Source organism: Gammaproteobacteria bacterium, from assembly GCA_030680605.1.
Classification (GTDB): Bacteria; Pseudomonadota; Gammaproteobacteria; order SURF-13; family SURF-13; genus JAQBXX01.
This window is the reverse complement of sequence record JAUXUQ010000010.1, coordinates 157,359-175,687: the sequence shown is the minus strand read 5'-3', so window position 1 is coordinate 175,687 and position 18,329 is coordinate 157,359. Positions and strand designations below refer to the sequence as shown.

The window sequence follows — 18,329 nt, the reverse complement described above, 5'->3', positions numbered from 1 at the left end:
AACCTCCAGCAGCAGCCTGATCCGCTGCGCGAACTCTGCATCACCCATGCCTGACACACCAGCCAACCGACAGTGTGCCGTATTCTTCATGTACCCGGAGAGCATCCGCCCTCAACCCGGTAACTTGAAGCCCGCAACCGAGGTGCGTAGATCATTCGCCAGACCAGCGAGACTGCCGATCGAGGCCGCAGTTTCATTCGAGCCCACCGAGGTTTGGGCAGCAATTTCGCGGATGGAACTCATGGTATCTGAAATACTGGCCGACGCAGATGACTGCTGACGCGCGGCGTGCGAAATATTCTGCACCAGCTCCGCCAGGTGTACCGATACGCGCTCTATTTCCTTCAGCGCCTCGCCTGCATCTTGCGCCAGTCGCGCTCCGTTCACCACACCGGCAGTACTTGTTTCCATGGAGGCAATTGCTTCATTGGTATCGGCTTGGATCGTCCTCACCAGGGCCTCAATCTGTTTGGTCGCGCTACCAGAGCGTTCCGCGAGGCGCTGCACTTCGTCCGCCACTACCGCAAAACCGCGGCCAGCTTCACCGGCCATGGCGGCCTGGATAGCGGCGTTGAGCGCCAGAATATTGGTCTGGTCGGCAATATCATTAATCAGTTCAACGATGTCACCAATCTCCTGTGAGCTTTCGCCCAGACGCTTGATGCGCTTTGATGTCTCCTGTATCTGTTCACGGATTGCATCCATACCCTGAATAGTGCTCTGCACCATATTCACACCCTTGTCTGCGATCGCCACCGAACGCAGCGCCACCTCTGATGACTCCGCAGCATTGGCAGACACCCGCTCAATGGACGCCGCCATCTCATTCGCCGCGTTACTCGCCTCCGTAATCTGCTGCGCCTGGTTATCGCTCGCCTCGGCGAGCTGGATCGCCGTAGCCTGCGATTCCTGGACGGCTACCGACACCTGTGCCGTGGTCTCGTTGATGACTGTCACCAAACTGCGCAGGGCGTCGATGGCATAGTTGACGGCATCGGCAATCGCGCCAGTGAACGCCTCCGTCACAGTCGCGCGGGCGGTAAGATCACCTTCCGCGAGCCCACCCATTTCATCCAGCAGGCTGCGAATTGCCGCCTGGTTGCGGCGGTTCTGCTCGGTACTCGCCTCCAACCGCTGGAGGGCATCGCGCTGCAGCTTGTAACCGAGCACAATCAGGGTAATCAAGGCAAGCGCACCCAGTACGTAACCGTACCATGGCAATATCAGACGCTGCCCCTCCAAGCCGGCATAGGCACCCACCAGTTGCTTGCCGTCCTCGAACAGTGTGTGGCTGACCCGACTAATAGATGTAGCAGCATCCTGGGTCTTGAATATGTCCGGAAATTTTTCCAGGATCAGCAGGTCAAGATCAAGTATGGCGCTCAGCATGTGTGATATTTCCCGCAGCTGTTTCTGAATCTCGGAATCCGGGATCGCGCTGATCCTCATAGCCGGATTGCCACTCCGCATTGCTTCCAGGGTTGTTGAAAACAATGACACCGAGCGACGGAAAATATCCGCAGCCTGCGCTGCTTCCTGTGAAGTTTGTGCACCTTGAAATACGCGGTTTACGCTGGAACTGATGCGCTCAATCAATAGCACCTGACCACTGGCTGCCAACAGGTCTTCCGCGCCCACACCTCGCTCCTTCATGGTTTGTATCAGGAGCTCCGAGGCCGTGACAAGCTGAGGCACCACCTCATTGGTCGTTGCCACGAATGCGGCCGCAGACTCAAGCAGAGCCTGGTTCAAGAGAATGGTATCGATATTGCGGCGCACATCCTTCCATTGCTCAACCACCTTGGACAGGGATGCGTTAACCGTTGCGGGCGAGGACGGCAAACCAGTTGCGGCATCACCCAGCCGGAGGCGGTTTAATATCTTCCCGGCCTGATCGCGTGCATTGGTCAGACTTTTGAACACCTCAGGCCGGGCATTGACAGTCACCGCCGCTACGGCATCCTTGGCCGTTGTTTCTGCAAGCAGGCGCAACTCACTCGCATCCGTGAGATATTGCTTGTCATGCGCCGCCTGACGACCCAGGTACCCAAAAACGAGCGCCAGCAGAACGATGAGCGTCACCAGCAGAGCAATCAGGTATCCCAATCCCAGATCGAGGCCGCGAACCTGCCCGGCGGCTTTAGATTTCACTTGCATAACAGACTCCCTGTTCACACTTTTTAAAGATACCGTACCGATGGCACGGTCGACCTGTCGCCCTCCAGTCGTTACACTGCCACCTGCAGAAACTGAGGACTGTGTGTCAGCCGATGCAGGCTGAACACACGCCAGTATCGCCCCGCCTGCAGAAAAGCGCCTTGCAGGTACGGCTGGATCGACGCCTCCACCCGAGACTCTTCTGCACAGCGTTCTTCTTCACAAAAATGCTGCAGCCCGTAGACCGAATCAACAACCAGGCCAACGTAGATATCACCATCACGCACTACCAGCACACGTGTACGGCGCGCGATTTGCGCGCCACCCTGGTCTGCCAGATAGCCCGCCAAACTTACAACTGGCAGCAGATTGCCGCGCACATTGGCTATACCCTTAACCCAGGGCTTGGCTCCCGGCACTACCGTCAGGACCGGGTATGGCATCATTTCGTGCACCTCGGATAATGGCGCCACCAAGTCCATCTCGCCCAACCGAAAACCGATTCCGGTCCAGGCCCGCTTCACGTCTAGCTTGTGCGGCAGATCTCTTGCACGCAGACGCCCGCGCGCTTCCATATCGCGCAGCAGCAGCAACGGCTGAAGACGGGGGCGGTGTTCCATGGCCCGGTCGATCAGCTCCCCAGTGCCGCCTTGATCTTGTTGATCAGGTCAGTCTCTGCTACCGGTTTGGTAATGTAATCACGCGCGCCTTGACGCAGCCCCCAGACACGATCCGTTTCCTGATCCTTGGTGGTCACAATAATGATAGGAATGGAGGCCGTTTCCGGTATCTTGGCAATCTGTCGGGTAGCCTGGAAGCCACTTATTCCCGGCATCACAATATCCATCAGGATAAGGTCAGGCCTTTCCTCCCGCGCCCTGGCGACGCTTGCCTCACCCGTCGTCACGGCAAGGGTCTGGTAACCGTTGCGCTCCAGCATGGTTTGCAACACATGGGTATCAGTGGGGGAATCGTCCACTATCAATATGCGGGCCATGGGTGGCATGTTCCTCTAACAATTCTAATGCGAATAACAACAGCACGCTGTGGCAGGGTGCCGCAGGCCGCTAGCAATGACGTCTACCGTACTCAGCAATGCGCGTCGATAACATGGCGCTTGATCGCGCCGAGCAACTCATCCTTGGTGAAGGGCTTGGTAAGGTATTGTGCCGAGCCCACAATGCGTCCGCGGGCCTTGTCAAACAAGCCGTCGCGGCTCGACAACATGATTACTGGTGTATGCCGGTAGGTCTTGTTGTGCTTGATAAGCGCACAGGTCTGGTAGCCATCCAGACGCGGCATCATGATATCCACGAAGATGATCTCGGGCTTCTGGTCGGCAATCTTGGACAGGGCCTCAAAACCATCGGTGGCCGTGACCACCTCGCAGCCTGCCATTTTCAGCAGCGTTTCGGCGGTGCGCCGGATGGTCTTGCTGTCATCAATTACCATCACCCTCAACCCACTGAAGCCGTCTTTTTCTGCGTCAGCGCTCATCCTGTCGCTCTTGCCCCAGCATGGGATCCCCTATGTTTGGCATGGTAGGATATTAACCTCGATTTCACAACTGTGCTCCATGGCGTTTTCCCGCCCTGACCAACGGGACTCCACCCCGGGAAAGCTCTCATGTTATGATGCTTGTCGTCTCCGGCGTGCATCGAAGCTGACAACCCCGGGGATGGCGAAATACCCCATTAGAGATTATCTGATGCGTAGTGAAGCGCTGCATGCCGTTCCCCACCTCACCACGGCGCTCAATGGCCCGCTGCAACTGATAGAGAGCCACCTGCTGGCCCAGCAGGTGCAGATTGAACACTGGCTACGTCACCAATGGCTGACAACGCCCGCCCCCTTTTATGCCTCGGTTGACCTGCGTAACAGCGGCTTCAAGCTGGCACCGGTCGACACCAATCTGTTTCCGGCCGGCTTCAACAACCTCAACCCAGCCTTCCTGCCGCTGTGTATCCACGCGGTACAAACGGCCATCGAACGCACCTGCCCACGCGCAGCCAACATACTGATTATCCCTGAGAATCACACCAGAAACCTGTTTTATCTCGAAAGCCTGGCCACCTTGCGCGACATTGTCAGGAAAGCGGGATTTGCGGTTCGTATCGGTTCGCTGCTGCCCGGCCTAGAACAACCGCTGGATGTGATACTACCCTCGAAGCGCAGCCTGCAACTGGAGCCCATACGCCGCAATGACGAACGCATCAGCGTAGACGGCTTCACCCCCTGCATGGTGCTGCTCAATAATGATCTGTCCGCCGGACGACCGTCCCTGCTGGAAGGCCTGGCGCAACCCGTGCTTCCGCCACTCTCCCTCGGCTGGGCCAACCGACTCAAATCCGACCACTTCGAGCACTACAAACAGGTGGTCGCAGAGTTTTCCAGTCTCATCGATATCGATCCATGGCTGATTGATCCGTTATTCCGCCGCTGTGGTGAAATCAACTTCATGCAGCGCGAGGGCGAAGACTGCCTCGCCACCAATGTCGACGCCCTGCTTGGTGCGATCCGGCGTAAATACGATGAATATGGCATCGAAAAGCAGCCCTTCGTGGTGGTAAAGGCCGATGCCGGCACCTACGGCATGGGCGTAATGAGTGTGTACAGCGGTAGCGAGATGCGGGAACTGAACCGCAAGGAGCGCACCCGCATGGCAGCGGTCAAGGGTGGCCAGGCCGTGAGCAAGGTCATCATGCAGGAGGGCGTATACACCTTCGAGACACTGGGTGAAGCCGGTAACGAGGCCGTCGCCGAGCCGGTAGTCTACATGATCAACCATTATGTCGTGGGCGGCTTTTACCGTGTGCACAAAAACCGTGGGACGGATGAAAATCTGAACGCCCCCGGCATGCACTTTGAGCCACTCGCCTTTGCCGAGTCCTGTACCTCACCCGACCAGACGCAGGAACCGGACGCCAGCCCCAACCGTTTCTATGCCTACGGCGTGATCGCGCGCCTGGCACTGGTAGCTGCGGCGAGGGAATTGCAAGCAGTGGCGAGTAGCTAGTGGCTAGTGGCTAGTAACGAGGGGACACCCAAAGACTGGTTATGAAAGATTTTTCTCGCCACTCGCCACTCGCTACTCACCCGCGCATCAAGCTTGGCGTGGTGATGGATCCCATCGCGGATATCAACATCAAGAAAGACACTACCTTCGCCATGCTGCTGGCGGCACAGCGCCGCCACTGGTCGTTGCATTATATGGAGCAGGGTGACCTGTTTCTGCGCGACGGGCGCGTGTTTGCACAGATACGGACACTGAGCGTGCAGGACAACGCCGAACACTGGTTTGAGCTTGGCGCTGCGGAATTCACTGCGCTCGATACGCTTGATATCATCCTGTTGCGCAAGGATCCGCCCTTTGACATGGAGTATCTCTATACCACCCAGCTGCTGGAACGTGCGGCAATAGCGGGAGTACAGGTCATCAACAAACCCCAGGCGCTACGCGACTGCAATGAAAAGCTGTTCGCCACCTGGTTTCCGCAGTGCACACCACCGACGCTGGTCACGCGCAACGCTCAGGCACTGCGCGCCTTTGTGACCGAACACGGCGACACCATCTTCAAACCCCTGCACGGCATGGGCGGCGCGTCGGTATTCCGCCTGCGCAGCGGCGACCCCAACATTAATGTCGTGATCGAAACCCTGACGCAGAATGGCGCCAGCCTGATCATGGCTCAGCGCTTTATTCCCGAGATCAGCGCCGGCGACAAGCGCATCCTGATGATTGACGGCGAGCCCGTGCCCTATGCACTGGCCCGTATTCCCGCTGCTGGCGAAACCCGCGGCAATCTGGCCGCAGGCGGACGCGGCGAAGGCGTGCCGCTGTCTGCCCGCGACCGCTGGATCTGCGCCGAAGTCGGGCCGGAGTTGCGCACGCGCGGACTGCTGTTCGCGGGCCTGGATGTGATCGGTGATTATCTCACCGAGATCAATGTCACCAGCCCGACCTGCGTGCGTGAACTTGATGCGTTGTATGGACTAAATATTGCAGACACTTTTCTCGATGTGGTTGAAAAACAAGTGGCGAGTAGCGATGAAAATCGTGCATAACCGGCTTTTTATTGCACCCTCTCCACCCGCCACTCGCCACTCGCGATTCGCACCACTCTGCTGCCTCATCGCACTGCTTACCACTGTATCGTGCAGTAAGCCGGAGCCCTTGTATCAGGAGCAACTGCTGGCACTGGGTGCGCTGGTAGACATCAGCATCTGGGGCCTGGAGCCTGACGCCGCCCGGCGGGCGGCCGATGCCATCACGGCAGACTTCAACCACTTCCACACCACCTGGCATGCGTGGCTGCCCAGCCCACTCACCCGCATCAACACGCAACTGGCCACGGGTCAGACATTTTCCGTTGACCCCGACATGATACCGCTGCTTGAACGGGCGCGCGCCCTGTCCAGCGCCAGTGATTACCTGTTCAATCCCGCCATCGGCCAGCTATTCGCGTACTGGGGATTTCAGAGCGACGAACCCAAAGGTCCACCGCCGGATCCTGCCGTCATCAGCGCACTGCTCACACAGCACCCGACCATGGACGCTGTGGTGATAGAAGGCAACCAATTGCACAGCACCAATCCAGCCGTACAACTCGATGTCGGCGCCATCGGTCAGGGTTATGCGGTGGATGTCGCCATCGCGCACCTGCGCACACTGGGCGTCGAGAATGCGATAGTCAATGCCAGCGGCGATATTCGCGTGATCGGCAAACACGGTGACCGCCCGTGGCGCATTGGCATCCGTAACCCGCGTGGCAGCGGCATCTTCGCCTCCATCGAACTGCAAGGCGATGAGAGCATCGTTACCTCCGGCACCTACGAACGTTATTTTGAGTACGCGGGCAAACGCTACCACCATGTGCTCGATCCGCGCACCGGCTATCCCGCGCAAGGCACACTGTCGGTCACCGTGCTGGCGCACGACGCCACCACCGCAGACGCCGCGAGCACCGCACTGCTGGTCGCAGGCGTACACGACTGGCAGCGCATCGCACACGCCATGGGCGTCAAACACGTGATGCTGATCGACGCCCAAGGCACCGTGCATATTGACCCGGCGCTGGCAAAACGCATCCGCTTTGAGATCGAACCGGCGCCTGAACTTGTCATCAGCCCTGCGCTATAATGCTTGCACTGAACCGGGCCGATAGCGTGATCCTGATTGCAGCGCTGGCCTTGCTGGCATTCCTGTACCTCCGCTTCTGGGGTGACGCCACGCAAGGCGAACAGGCACGTATTCTGGTCGGCGGCAGCGAGTTCAGCGTGGTGTCGCTGTATAAAGACCAGCGGCTGCATATCCCCGGCACGCTGGGGATCAGTGAACTCGAAATCCGCGCCGGCAAGATTCGTTTCGTCGACGCTCCATGTCAGGGCAAGCAGTGCATCCATACCGGCTGGCTGGCACTGGGCGGTGAAGTCGCGGCCTGTCTGCCCAACCGTATCACCGTGCAGGTGATTGGGCGTGAACCACGCTTCGACGCCATTAATTTCTGATGCAATACCCGGGATCATGCTCACCGGCCTTTTGCTGTACCTTGCCACGCGCCGATAAAATATGACTGCCTTCACCACCACCCGCGAAGACCATCTGATTGCCTGGCTCACGGCGCTGGCCATCTGCATTCACATCGCGGAAAGCGCACTGCCTTCGCCCCTGCCCGGCATTAAACCCGGGCTGGCCAATGTGGTCACAATTGCGGTACTGCTGCGCTATGGCTGGCGTATGGCGGCCTGGATTACGCTGTTGCGGGTACTGGTCGGCAGCCTGCTGCTCGGCACCTTCCTCTCTCCCACCTTTATCTTGAGCCTGTCCGGAGCGGTCTGCGGCATACTGGCGCTGGGTGTGGCCCATGCCCTGTCAACCCGCCTGCCGGGCACGGGTCTCGGTGCCCTCGGCTACAGCATGCTGGCCGCACTTGCGCACATGGCCGGCCAGTTTTTTGTCGCCTATGCACTGTTCATCCCCCACCCGGCACTGCTACACCTGCTGCCCGTATTGATGACTGCCGCCCTGCTGTTCGGGCTGGTCAGTGGCAGGGTTGCACAAGCCCTGCTCGACAGGGTAACTTGAAGCCATGTCTGTCACTGCCACACTGCCCCTGCCAGCGCCTGTCACCGCCTATGACAGGCTGGGGCTCACGTTGTTTTTCGCAGTGGTTGTGCACGCACTGCTTATCCTCGGTGTGCGCTTTGATCTCATCACGCTACCGCTCAAAAATCCTTTCCCCAGCATGGAGATCACGCTGGTCGACCAGCGCACACCGGACGCCCCCGCACACGCCGATTTTCTGGCCCAGGCACAGCAACAAGGTGGCGGTAACGTCGATACACCCACACCGCTGACACCGCCACCCGCCGCCCAACCCGCGCCGCAGGAACCTGCTGCGGCGGCACAACCGCAGCCTGAAATCACACCCGTCCAGCCCACGCCGAAAAACAGGCTCACAGCAAAGACGCCGACACCCCGTGAGGCCATACCGGATGAAGCGGCCTCTGTAGCGCCTGCCGAAACACCATCTGCTGCCGAACTTGTCGCGCGCAGCATGCAAATCGACAGCCTCTCTGCCGCGCTCGACGAGTCACGCGCCATCTATGCCAAACGGCCACGCCAGACATTCATCTCTGCTGCCACACGGGAGTACAAATATGCCAGTTACATGGAGGCCTGGCGGCGCAAAGTGGAGACCATAGGCAATCTGAATTATCCCGACGAGGCACGCCGGCGGAACCTCTCCGGCAGCCTGATACTTGATGTGGCCCTCAATACCGACGGCAGCATCAACAACATCACTTTGCGGCGTTCCTCCGGGCACAGGGTGCTGGATGACGCGGCCATCGCCATCGTGCGCCTGGCCGCCCCTTTCGCCGAATTCCCGGACAATATCCGCAAGGAAACAGATGTGCTGCATATCACGCGCACCTGGCAATTCCTGCGCGGCAACCGCTTGTCGGGCGGCGGCTAAGCCTCCGCCTGTGTCCTCTGCAGGCGCGCCATGCTACAATGCGCAAGTCTTATGAGGGCGCCCATCGAGACATGGAACCCGGTTACCTGAAAAACCATTTCCTCATCGCCATGCCAATGCTGGCGGACCCCTACTTTTTCCACAGTGTCGTCTACCTCTGCGAACACAGCGCAGAGGGTGCCATGGGTATCGTCGTCAACCAGCCCTTGGTCGTTACGCTGGGTGAGGTGCTGCAACATACCACCATTGCAACCCCTACCCAGGATGCGAAACAGCACCCCGTCTATCTTGGCGGGCCGGTGCGGCGTGACGCATTGTTTGTCATCCATCAACCACTCCAGCGCTGGGAATCCACGCTGGCCGTGACGGACTCTGTTGGCGTCACCACCTCGCCGGATATCCTCAGCGCGCTGGCGACGGATGAATTCCAGGGCCAGGCCTTGGTAGCGTTAGGTTATGCCGGCTGGTCTGCCGGGCAGCTGGAGCAGGAAATCGCTGACAATGCCTGGCTGAGTGGCGAGGCCGCTATCGACATCCTGTTCAACACCCCAGCCGAACAGCGCTGGGCGGGGGCGGCAGCATTGCTGGGCGTGGATATCAGCCGTCTCTCCGGTGAAGTGGGTCACGCATGACGCCACGTACCTTGTTGGGCTTTGATTACGGTACCAAACATATCGGCGTCGCCGTTGGCCAGCAAATCACCCACACTGCCACCGCACTGGAAACACTCTCGCTGCGCCACAACAAACCTGACTGGACAGCGATCTCGCGCCTCGTGGACGAATGGCGGCCGGAGGCCTTTGTCGTCGGCCTGCCCCTCAGCCGTGACGGCAGCGAAAATGCGGTCTCCCGCGCAGCGCAGCGCTTTGGCCAGCAACTGCATGAGCGCTATCGTCTGCCGGTACACACGATAGATGAGCACCTGTCATCGCATGCCGCAGCGCAGCTGGCAGGAAAGCCCACAGGCCGCAGGGCGCACGGCGCAATCGACATGCTCGCAGCACAGATCATTCTGCAAACCTGGCTCAATCATCCCTCACCCGGCCCTGCGCCATGACCACAATACCAGACACCCACGCACTGCTCGCCGACATGGCCGAGGCCTTGCGCCAATTGATCAGCGCAGAACGCAAGACAGAACCTGTGATGATCGGGATTCATACTGGCGGCGCCTGGATAGCGGAACGCCTGCATACACTGCTGAATATGACCCAGCCCCTGGGCACACTGAATATCTCATTCTATCGCGACGATTTTACCCGCATCGGCATGCATCCGCAGGTCAAGCCTTCCTGTCTGCCATTCAGCGTCGATGAGCGCCACATCATACTGGTGGATGATGTGCTGCATACCGGGCGTACAATACGTGCCGCGCTCAACGAAATTTTTGATTATGGCCGACCAGCCAGCGTGACGCTTGCGGTGCTGGTCGAGCGTCCAGGACGCGAACTGCCGATAGAGGCACAGATAGTGGGCTGTCACATGGCATTGGCCGACAACGAATACGTGAAGCTGGGCGATCCGGGTGATCTTCGCCTCACGCTGCAACGCAGCACCCCATGAGCAGCAACATGCAAATCGACAGCGACGGTCGCCTGCGCCACTTCCTCACACTGGAAGGCCTGAGCCGCAACTTGCTCACGGAAATTCTGGATACAGCTGAATCCTTTGCCACCGTGGGCGAACAAACGGTGAAAAAGGTTCCCTTGCTGCGTGGCAAAACCATCGTCAACCTGTTTTTTGAAGCCAGTACCCGCACCCGCACGACATTCGAACTTGCCGCCAAGCGTCTCTCTGCCGATGTCCTCAACATCAACGTAGCCACCTCCGCCGCCGCCAAGGGCGAAACGCTGCTTGATACGCTACGCAACCTGGAGGCCATGCATTGCGACATGTTCATCGTGCGCCATCCCGAAAGCGGCGCAGCACACTTCATCGCCCGCCATGCTGCGCCTCACGTCAGCGTGATCAATGCCGGTGATGGACGGCATGCACACCCTACTCAGGCGATGCTCGACATGTTTACCCTGCGCCGTCACAAGCCGGATTTCGGGCAACTGAGTGTTGCCATCGTGGGCGATATCCTGCATTCACGCGTGGCACGGGCGCAAATCCATGCCCTGACTACCCTGGGTGTGGCCGAGGTGCGTGTGATTGCACCCAAGACACTGCTCCCGGCACACGTGGAAACACTTGGCGTGCATGTGTTTCACGAGCTGCGCGAAGGATTACGCAACGTCGATGTGGTGATGACGCTGCGTCTGCAACATGAGCGCATGCAGGGGGCCCTGTTGCCGAGTGAGCGTGAATACTTCCATCTCTATGGTCTGACAGCGGAAAAACTGCAATACGCCAAAGCCGACGCCATCGTCATGCATCCGGGACCGATCAATCGCGGTGTGGAAATCGACTCACTGGTAGCAGACGGCAGTCGCTCGGTGATACTGCAGCAGGTTACGCACGGCATCGCGGTGCGCATGGCCATCATGACGCTCGCCATGCGCAGCGGAAAGGACGAATAATGCGCATCCTGATCAAGGGCGGCCGTGTCATCGATCCCGCACACGGCATCGACAAGTTGCAGGATGTGTATGTCGCCGACGGTCGCATTGCAGCGCTGGGCAAGCCTCCCGAGGGCTTTCGCCCCGACCATACGATCGATGTGCGCAAGCACATCGTATGCCCCGGCCTGGTGGATCTTTCCGCCCATCTGCGCGAGCCTGGCGCCGAGCACAAGGCCACTATCGCGAGTGAGACCCGTGCAGCTGCTGCAGCGGGCATCACCACCCTGTGCTGCCCGCCGGATACCGATCCGGTCATCGACACGCCTGCGGTGGTAGAGCTGATCCGTCACCGCGCCGAACAGGCCGGATTCGCACGCGTCATTCCCCTGGGGGCGTTGACCAAGGCACTGGCCGGTGCTGAGCTCACCGAAATGGCCGCCTTGAAGGCAGTGGGTTGCACCAGCCTCACCAACACCCGCCTGCCCATTAATAACTCACTGGTGATGCGGCGTATCATGGAGTACGCCGCAACCCACGACATCACGGTATTTCTGCACCCCGAGGACAGCGCACTTGCCAATCACGGCTGCGCACATGAAGGCGCCGTCGCCACCCGTCTCGGGCTGCCGGGGGTTCCGGAATCTGCCGAGACCGCTGCGCTGGCACGCGATCTGGCGTTGATTGAGCAAACCGGGGTACGTGCCCACTTTTGCCGCCTCTCCAGCGCCCGCTCAGTGCGCATGGTGGCCCGCGCGCAGCACGAGGGCCTGTCAGTCACCGCCGACGTATGCGCCCACCCGCTTTACCTCACCGAAATGGACATTGGCCTGTTCAACAGCCACTGTCATGTACTGCCACCGCTACGCACCCTGCGTGACCGCGATGGCCTGCGTAACGGCCTCGCCGACGGCACCCTGGGTGCGATCTGCTCGGATCATCAGCCGCATGAACCCGACGCCAAACTGGCACCTTTTACCGAAACCGAGCCCGGCATATCCGCACTCGAAACCCTGCTGCCGCTGACCCTGCGTCTGGCCGATGAAAACCTGCTGTCCCTGCCGGAGGCGCTTGCATTCGTCACCAGCAAGCCTGCACAAATACTGCGTATTGAGGCAGGCACACTGGAGCCCGGAAGGATTGCGGATATCTGCATCTTCGACCCGGAACACTACTGGACGCTCACTGAGCGCACGCTCGTCAGCCGCGGTCACAACACACCGTTCCTCAACTGGGAGCTCAAGGGCCGTGTGACGCATACGCTATTAGGCGGAAAACTGGTACACCAACTGTCGCCATGACCGCCCAACCCCATCGCGCCACCCTCTTCGTCGAAGACGCCGAGGTGCTCTCGCACCAGGCCCGCGCCGGCAACCAATACATCCTGCGTCTGCATGCACCCGACACCGCGGCCCGTGCGCTGCCGGGTAACTTTGTGCACCTGACCTGTGACCCACAACTGCCCATGCGCCGCCCGCTCTCGCTCATGCGTGTGGACGCGAAGGGTGGCTGGGTAGAACTGCTCTACAAAATCACCGGGCTGGGCACACGCCTGCTGGCACAACGCAAGATGGGCGAACGGCTCAGTCTCCTGGGGCCTATCGGTGTCCCCTTTACGGCGCATGCGAACAAGCCCCGTGCGCTGCTGATCGGCGGTGGTGTCGGCATTCCGCCCATGGTATTTCTGGCCGAGCACTTGCGCGCGCAGAAACTATATCAGCCGTTTGTCATCATGGGCTCTGAGATACCCTTTCCCTTCACCAGCCGTCCGTCAAAAATCATCGTGCCAGGCATGCCTGAGGGTGTGATCGCCGCCATGCCTTTGATGGAGGACTGGGGTATTGCCAGTCGGCTCGCCAGTCTGCAAGCTTATCCCGGCTGCTTCGAGGGCTATGTTACCGAACTGGCGCGCCACTGGCTCAATGCCTTGAGCACCGCACAGCGTGCCGAAGTAGAGCTGTTTGCCTGCGGGCCGCAACCCATGCTCAAGGCCTGCGCGCAGCTGGCACGCGATTATGGGCTGCCGTGTCAGGTATCACTGGAGGAGTTCATGGCCTGCGCCGTAGGCGGCTGCGCAGGGTGTGTGGTCAAACTTCAGACCGCACAGGGGGCAGCAATGAAACGTGTCTGCGTCGATGGGCCGGTGTTTGATGCAGCGGCGATCATGGAGTTCACCTGAACCCGATCAGTGTTTGTCCGCATCCACCAGTGACAGTCCCTCTGTCGCATCGCCCAGCTTCTTGACACCGTCCTTCTCGTTGAGTTTGACCATCAGCCGCAGCTCATTGGGTGAGTCAGAGTTACGAATGGCCTCATCGTAACTGATCTCACCCGCCGAGTAGAGTTCATATAACGCCTGATCAAAGGTCTTCATCCCCAGCTCGTTGGAACGTGCCATCAGCGCCTTCAGCTCATGTACTTCACCCTTGAGGATAAAGTCAGCGGCGAGTGGTGTATTTAAAAGTATTTCCACCACCGCACGCCGGCTCTTGCCGTCTATGGTCGGGATCAGACGCTGGGAAATCACGGCCTTGAGATTGAGAGACAGATCCATCAGCAACTGGGCGCGCCGCTCCTCCGGGAAGAAATTGATGATGCGATCCATGGCCTGATTGGCATTGTTGGCGTGCAGGGTGGACAGGCACAGGTGGCCGGTCTCGGCAAAGGCGATGGCATAGTCCATGGTTTCGCGCGCGCGTATCTCGCCCACCAGTATCACATCCGGCGCCTGGCGCAGGGTGTTCTTGAGCGCGGCCTCAAAACTCTCGGTATCCACGCCTACCTCGCGCTGCGTCACGATGCAGCGGCGATGCTGATGGACGAATTCAATCGGATCCTCGATGGTAATAATGTGGCCTGTGCTGTTCTCATTGCGGTAACCCACCATCGCGGCCAACGAAGTAGACTTGCCAGAACCGGTAGCACCGACAAAAAGCACCAAGCCCCGCTTGGTCATGGCGATATCCTGCAGCAGGGGTGGCAGATTCAGTTGCTCGAAATCCGGAATCACAGTTTCAATCTTGCGCAGCACCATGCCTGTACGCTGCTGCTGTATGAATACGTTCACACGGAAGCGCCCGATGCCCTCGGGATTGATGGCAAAATTGCACTCGTGGGTACGCTCAAACTCCTCGCGCTGCCTGGCATCCATCAAGCCCAGGGCCAGGGCGCGCGCCTGCTCGGCGCTGAGTGCATCCTGTGATACCGGTGCGATGGCGCCATGCACCTTCATGCTGGGAGGCATGCCCACAGTAATAAACAGATCCGATGCGTTTTTCTGCACCACCATTCTCAGCAGTTCATTAAAGTCCATCGTGCAGTGCCTACCTGAAGGTATCCTTGTTCATGGCGTAGCTGCGCGCCTCCGCTTTCTCCACCAGGCCTTTTGCCACCATGCCCTGCATGCACTGGTCGAGGGTCTGCATGCCTACGGCCTGCCCGGTCTGGATGGCGGAGTACATTTGCGGCACCTTGTTTTCGCGAATCAGATTGCGGATCGCTGCTGTGCCGATCATTATTTCGTGTGCTGCAATACGGCCACCGCCCTTCTTCTTCAACAATGCCTGTGAAATAACTGCACGCAGACTCTCCGACAGCATGGCACGCACCATGTCTTTCTCGGCCGCTGGAAACACATCGATTATGCGGTCGATGGTCTTGGCAGCAGAGCTGGTGTGCAACGTGCCAAATACCAGATGCCCGGTCTCGGCAGCGGTAAGAGCCAGACGGATGGTCTCCAGATCCCGCATCTCCCCCACCAGCACAATATCCGGATCCTCCCTCAAGGCCGAACGCAAGGCCTCATTAAAACCCAACGTATCGCGATGCACCTCGCGCTGGTTTATCAGGCTCTTTTTGCTTTCGTGCACAAACTCGATGGGGTCTTCTACCGTAAGAATATGCCCAAACTCCCGGTCGTTGATATAGTCGATCATCGCTGCCAGTGTGGTGGATTTACCCGAGCCGGTGGGGCCGGTGACCAGCACCACACCACGCGGCTGATCAATGATCTCCTTGAATATCTTCGGACAATCCAGCTCGTCCAGGGTTTTTATTTTGGATGGAATGGTTCGGAACACGCCGCCTGCGCCGCGGTTATGGTTGAAGGCATTGACACGAAACCGCGCGAGGCCAGGGATTTCAAACGAAAAGTCAGTCTCAAGGAACTCCTCGTAATCCTTGCGCTGCTTGTCATTCATAATATCGTAGATCAGAGCGTGCACCTCTTTGTGCTCCAGCGGCGGTAAATTGATGCGCCGGATGTCGCCATCGACACGAATTATGGGCGGTAATCCGGAAGACAGATGCAGATCCGAGGCGTTATTCTTTACACTGAAGGCGAGCAGTTCTGCAATATCCATAAACGTCCTGCTGGTATGATGTCCCCGGGAAGTAACTAAGGTACAACGGACGCCCCATGCTTGCAACATACTCTCTTGCCGCCCGCATCGCCGCCGTGCAGGAGCGGATCGTCCGGGCTGAGCAGCGCTATGGCCGCGCACCGGGCTCTGTAGATTTGGTCGCAGTCAGCAAGACCGTAGCAGTCACCACCATTGAGACTGCCTGCAATACGTGTGGGCTGCGTCGGTTTGGCGAAAACTATCTGCAGGAGGCCCTGCCAAAAATCAGCGACGAACGGTTACAACGCTTACCCATCGAATGGCATTTTGTCGGCCCTCTGCAAAGCAACAAGTCTCATGGCGTTGCAGAACATTTCTCCTGGGTACACAGCGTCGACCGCCTGTCCATCGCACAACGGCTTAGCGCGCAACGCCCCGCCCACTGTCCACCCCTCAATATCTGTCTGCAGGTCAACATCAGCCGGGAACCCGGGAAATCCGGCATTGACCTTGAGCATCTGCCAGAGCTCGCCGTGGCCGTTGCCGGTTTGCCGCACCTGCACCTGCGCGGCCTGATGACGCTACCGGCACCCTGCCACGAATTTGAGCAGCAACGCCTGCCGTTTCGTGCCCTGCGCACGGCATTTGAAACTCTGCGCCAGCGTGGACTGACACTGGATACGCTGTCCATGGGCATGTCGGGGGATTTCGAGGCCGCCATCGCTGAGGGGTCTACACTGGTGCGTGTGGGTAGCGCAATTTTTGGCAGCCGGCCATAAACTCTGGCGCCTGTAACATTCCATACGCTACACTTGAACCCATGAAAAACACCATTGTCTTTATTGGCGGCGGCAACATGGCGCGCAGCCTGATCGGGGGGCTGATCGCCGATGGCTGCACGCCCGGAAAGATCTGGGTTACGGATCCCGATCAGGACAAGCTCAACGCACTGCAACGCGATTACGCGGTGCATACAGCCACTTCGAATCACGATGCCGTGCTGCATGCCGAGATACTTGTATTTGCCGTCAAGCCGCAGGCACTGAAAATAGTGGCATGCGAGCTCGGACCTCTGGCACAGAAACACCGGCCATTGGTCATCTCTATTGCTGCCGGAATCCGCGAATCGGCGCTGTCCAACTGGCTGGGCGGCAATCTCGCACTGGTGCGGGCCATGCCCAACACACCCGCACTGGTCGGTAGCGGTGCCACCGCGATGCATGCCAACGCCCGGGTCTCGGAGGCACAGCGCAGCCAGGCCGAAAATATCCTGCGCGCAGTAGGCCTTACCCTGTGGCTCACGGATGAATCCCAAATGGATGCGGTCACCGCCCTGTCCGGCAGCGGCCCTGCCTATTTTTTTCTGGTGATGGAAGCGCTGGAAGAAGCCGCCATCCGGCTCGGCCTGCCGCGCGACACCGCGCACCTGCTGACACTGGAAACCGCCTTCGGCGCCGCCAAAATGGCCCTGGAGAGCAGTGAGGACTGCCGCGCACTGCGCGTACGCGTCACATCGCCGGGAGGCACCACAGAGCAGGCCCTACGCGTGCTGCAAGAAGGTCATATCGAGACCCTGTTTGAATCGGCGCTGCGTGCAGCACACGCGCGCTCTGTAGAGCTTGCTCACCTGTTGGGAGAGAGTACATGAGTGGCGGATATTTCAGCAATGCCGGGGTGTTCCTGATACAGACCCTGTTTCATCTATACATCCTCATCGTGCTGTTGCGCCTGTTACTGCAGCTGGTACGCGCCGACTTTTACAACCCGCTTTCACAGTTTCTGGTCAAGGCCACCAATCCTGTCGTCGTACCGCTGCGGCGCGTCATACCGGGGCTGCTCAATATCGACCTCGCCTCGGTACTGCTGTTGCTGGCATTGAAGATGACGGAACTTGTGCTGCTTGGCCTGCTCGCCGGCCACAGCTGGAACATCGGGAGTTTATTGCTGGTTTCGGTGGCCGAACTACTCGGACTTCTGTTTCATGTATTTCTGTTTTCGATTCTGATACAGGTCATCCTGAGCTGGATCCGCCCGGGCGAACACAACCCGCTGACCGCCCTGTTACACAGCCTGAATGAACCACTGCTGGCACCGGCACGTCGCATGGTGCCTCCAATGGGTGGGTTGGACCTGTCTCCTATTGTAGTATTGATCGCATTACAGTTGGCCTCAATGCTGATTGTCGCACCCCTGCGCGCCTTGGCGCTGGGATAAGGACGGGCAAACCTTACCGCTAGACCACCTCTGGCCCTGGCGATACAGCTGGCGCACGCACTGCCTCGAGCGCCAACTCGTACACTGCCATACTCGCCCTCCAATATAGTCAGCTGCGCGTCCACCCCTAACCTCAAGCA

At 59.1% G+C, this 18,329-nt stretch carries 21 protein-coding genes; 15 read left to right on the top strand and 6 right to left on the bottom strand.

Translation table 11 applies throughout. The features are described from left to right. Positions 1–111: 111 nt before the first annotated feature. The 4 genes from Q8L89_05570 to Q8L89_05555 all read right to left on the bottom strand — a co-directional run bounded on the left by Q8L89_05570 (position 112) and on the right by Q8L89_05555 (position 3,654). A complete protein-coding gene (locus Q8L89_05570) occupies positions 112–2,157 on the bottom strand; it encodes a methyl-accepting chemotaxis protein (GenBank protein MDP1708517.1) in 2,046 nt (681 codons plus the stop codon). Between the two features lie 71 nt (positions 2,158–2,228). Further along, positions 2,229–2,777 carry a chemotaxis protein CheW gene (locus tag Q8L89_05565; protein MDP1708516.1) on the bottom strand — a complete coding sequence of 183 codons (549 nt, stop codon included), beginning with the start codon at positions 2,775–2,777 and terminating at the stop codon, positions 2,229–2,231. 11 nt (positions 2,778–2,788) lie between these two features. Next, positions 2,789–3,154, bottom strand: coding sequence for a response regulator (locus tag Q8L89_05560; protein MDP1708515.1), 366 nt, complete (start codon positions 3,152–3,154; stop codon positions 2,789–2,791). 92 nt (positions 3,155–3,246) lie between these two features. Continuing rightward, entirely contained in the window at positions 3,247–3,654 is a 408-nt protein-coding gene (locus Q8L89_05555; GenBank protein MDP1708514.1) for a response regulator, read from the bottom strand. Between the two features lie 181 nt (positions 3,655–3,835). Here Q8L89_05555 and gshA point away from each other — a divergent pair, with 181 nt between their 5' ends. The 12 genes from gshA to Q8L89_05495 all read left to right on the top strand — a co-directional run bounded on the left by gshA (position 3,836) and on the right by Q8L89_05495 (position 13,814). Then, a complete protein-coding gene (gene gshA, locus Q8L89_05550) occupies positions 3,836–5,173 on the top strand; it encodes a glutamate--cysteine ligase (protein ID MDP1708513.1) in 1,338 nt (445 codons plus the stop codon). A 41-nt stretch (positions 5,174–5,214) separates the two neighbouring features. Beyond that, positions 5,215–6,222, top strand: coding sequence for a glutathione synthase (gene gshB / locus Q8L89_05545; protein ID MDP1708512.1), 1,008 nt, complete (start codon positions 5,215–5,217; stop codon positions 6,220–6,222). A gap of 109 nt (positions 6,223–6,331) precedes the next feature. Beyond that, positions 6,332–7,297, top strand: a complete 966-nt coding sequence (locus Q8L89_05540; protein MDP1708511.1) for an FAD:protein FMN transferase — start codon at positions 6,332–6,334, stop codon at positions 7,295–7,297. Further along, positions 7,297–7,665: a NusG domain II-containing protein gene (locus Q8L89_05535; protein ID MDP1708510.1), complete on the top strand. Its 369-nt coding sequence runs from the start codon at positions 7,297–7,299 to the stop codon at positions 7,663–7,665. The genes Q8L89_05540 and Q8L89_05535 overlap by 1 nt, the downstream gene beginning before the upstream one ends. 61 nt (positions 7,666–7,726) lie before the next feature. Continuing rightward, the gene (locus Q8L89_05530; GenBank protein MDP1708509.1) at positions 7,727–8,242 is read left to right on the top strand and encodes a Gx transporter family protein; all 516 of its coding nucleotides are present in this window, start codon (positions 7,727–7,729) and stop codon (positions 8,240–8,242) included. A gap of 4 nt (positions 8,243–8,246) precedes the next feature. Then, positions 8,247–9,134 carry an energy transducer TonB gene (locus tag Q8L89_05525; GenBank protein MDP1708508.1) on the top strand — a complete coding sequence of 296 codons (888 nt, stop codon included), beginning with the start codon at positions 8,247–8,249 and terminating at the stop codon, positions 9,132–9,134. A gap of 71 nt (positions 9,135–9,205) precedes the next feature. Then, entirely contained in the window at positions 9,206–9,766 is a 561-nt protein-coding gene (locus tag Q8L89_05520; GenBank protein MDP1708507.1) for a YqgE/AlgH family protein, read from the top strand. Continuing rightward, positions 9,763–10,191, top strand: a complete 429-nt coding sequence (ruvX, locus tag Q8L89_05515) for a Holliday junction resolvase RuvX (GenBank protein ID MDP1708506.1) — start codon at positions 9,763–9,765, stop codon at positions 10,189–10,191. The genes Q8L89_05520 and ruvX overlap by 4 nt, the downstream gene beginning before the upstream one ends. Beyond that, the gene (pyrR, locus tag Q8L89_05510) at positions 10,188–10,697 is read left to right on the top strand and encodes a bifunctional pyr operon transcriptional regulator/uracil phosphoribosyltransferase PyrR (GenBank protein ID MDP1708505.1); all 510 of its coding nucleotides are present in this window, start codon (positions 10,188–10,190) and stop codon (positions 10,695–10,697) included. Before ruvX ends, pyrR begins: the two co-directional genes overlap by 4 nt. After that, a complete protein-coding gene (locus Q8L89_05505) occupies positions 10,694–11,656 on the top strand; it encodes an aspartate carbamoyltransferase catalytic subunit (GenBank protein MDP1708504.1) in 963 nt (320 codons plus the stop codon). Before pyrR ends, Q8L89_05505 begins: the two co-directional genes overlap by 4 nt. Beyond that, a complete protein-coding gene (locus Q8L89_05500) occupies positions 11,656–12,936 on the top strand; it encodes a dihydroorotase (protein MDP1708503.1) in 1,281 nt (426 codons plus the stop codon). Before Q8L89_05505 ends, Q8L89_05500 begins: the two co-directional genes overlap by 1 nt. Then, the gene (locus Q8L89_05495; GenBank protein ID MDP1708502.1) at positions 12,933–13,814 is read left to right on the top strand and encodes a dihydroorotate dehydrogenase electron transfer subunit; all 882 of its coding nucleotides are present in this window, start codon (positions 12,933–12,935) and stop codon (positions 13,812–13,814) included. The genes Q8L89_05500 and Q8L89_05495 overlap by 4 nt, the downstream gene beginning before the upstream one ends. A gap of 6 nt (positions 13,815–13,820) precedes the next feature. Here the strand turns inward: Q8L89_05495 and Q8L89_05490 are convergent, their stop codons facing one another. After that, positions 13,821–14,948, bottom strand: coding sequence for a PilT/PilU family type 4a pilus ATPase (locus tag Q8L89_05490; protein MDP1708501.1), 1,128 nt, complete (start codon positions 14,946–14,948; stop codon positions 13,821–13,823). Positions 14,949–14,958: 10 nt separating this feature from the next. Continuing rightward, positions 14,959–15,996: a type IV pilus twitching motility protein PilT gene (locus tag Q8L89_05485; protein MDP1708500.1), complete on the bottom strand. Its 1,038-nt coding sequence runs from the start codon at positions 15,994–15,996 to the stop codon at positions 14,959–14,961. 56 nt (positions 15,997–16,052) lie between these two features. On the opposite strand from Q8L89_05485, the gene Q8L89_05480 reads away from it, so the two are divergent. The 3 genes from Q8L89_05480 to Q8L89_05470 are packed head-to-tail and all read left to right on the top strand — an operon-like array spanning position 16,053 to position 18,189. Further along, the gene (locus Q8L89_05480; GenBank protein MDP1708499.1) at positions 16,053–16,754 is read left to right on the top strand and encodes a YggS family pyridoxal phosphate-dependent enzyme; all 702 of its coding nucleotides are present in this window, start codon (positions 16,053–16,055) and stop codon (positions 16,752–16,754) included. A 41-nt stretch (positions 16,755–16,795) separates the two neighbouring features. Beyond that, the gene (gene proC, locus Q8L89_05475; protein MDP1708498.1) at positions 16,796–17,623 is read left to right on the top strand and encodes a pyrroline-5-carboxylate reductase; all 828 of its coding nucleotides are present in this window, start codon (positions 16,796–16,798) and stop codon (positions 17,621–17,623) included. After that, entirely contained in the window at positions 17,620–18,189 is a 570-nt protein-coding gene (locus Q8L89_05470) for a YggT family protein (protein ID MDP1708497.1), read from the top strand. Before proC ends, Q8L89_05470 begins: the two co-directional genes overlap by 4 nt. Positions 18,190–18,329 lie beyond the last annotated feature (140 nt).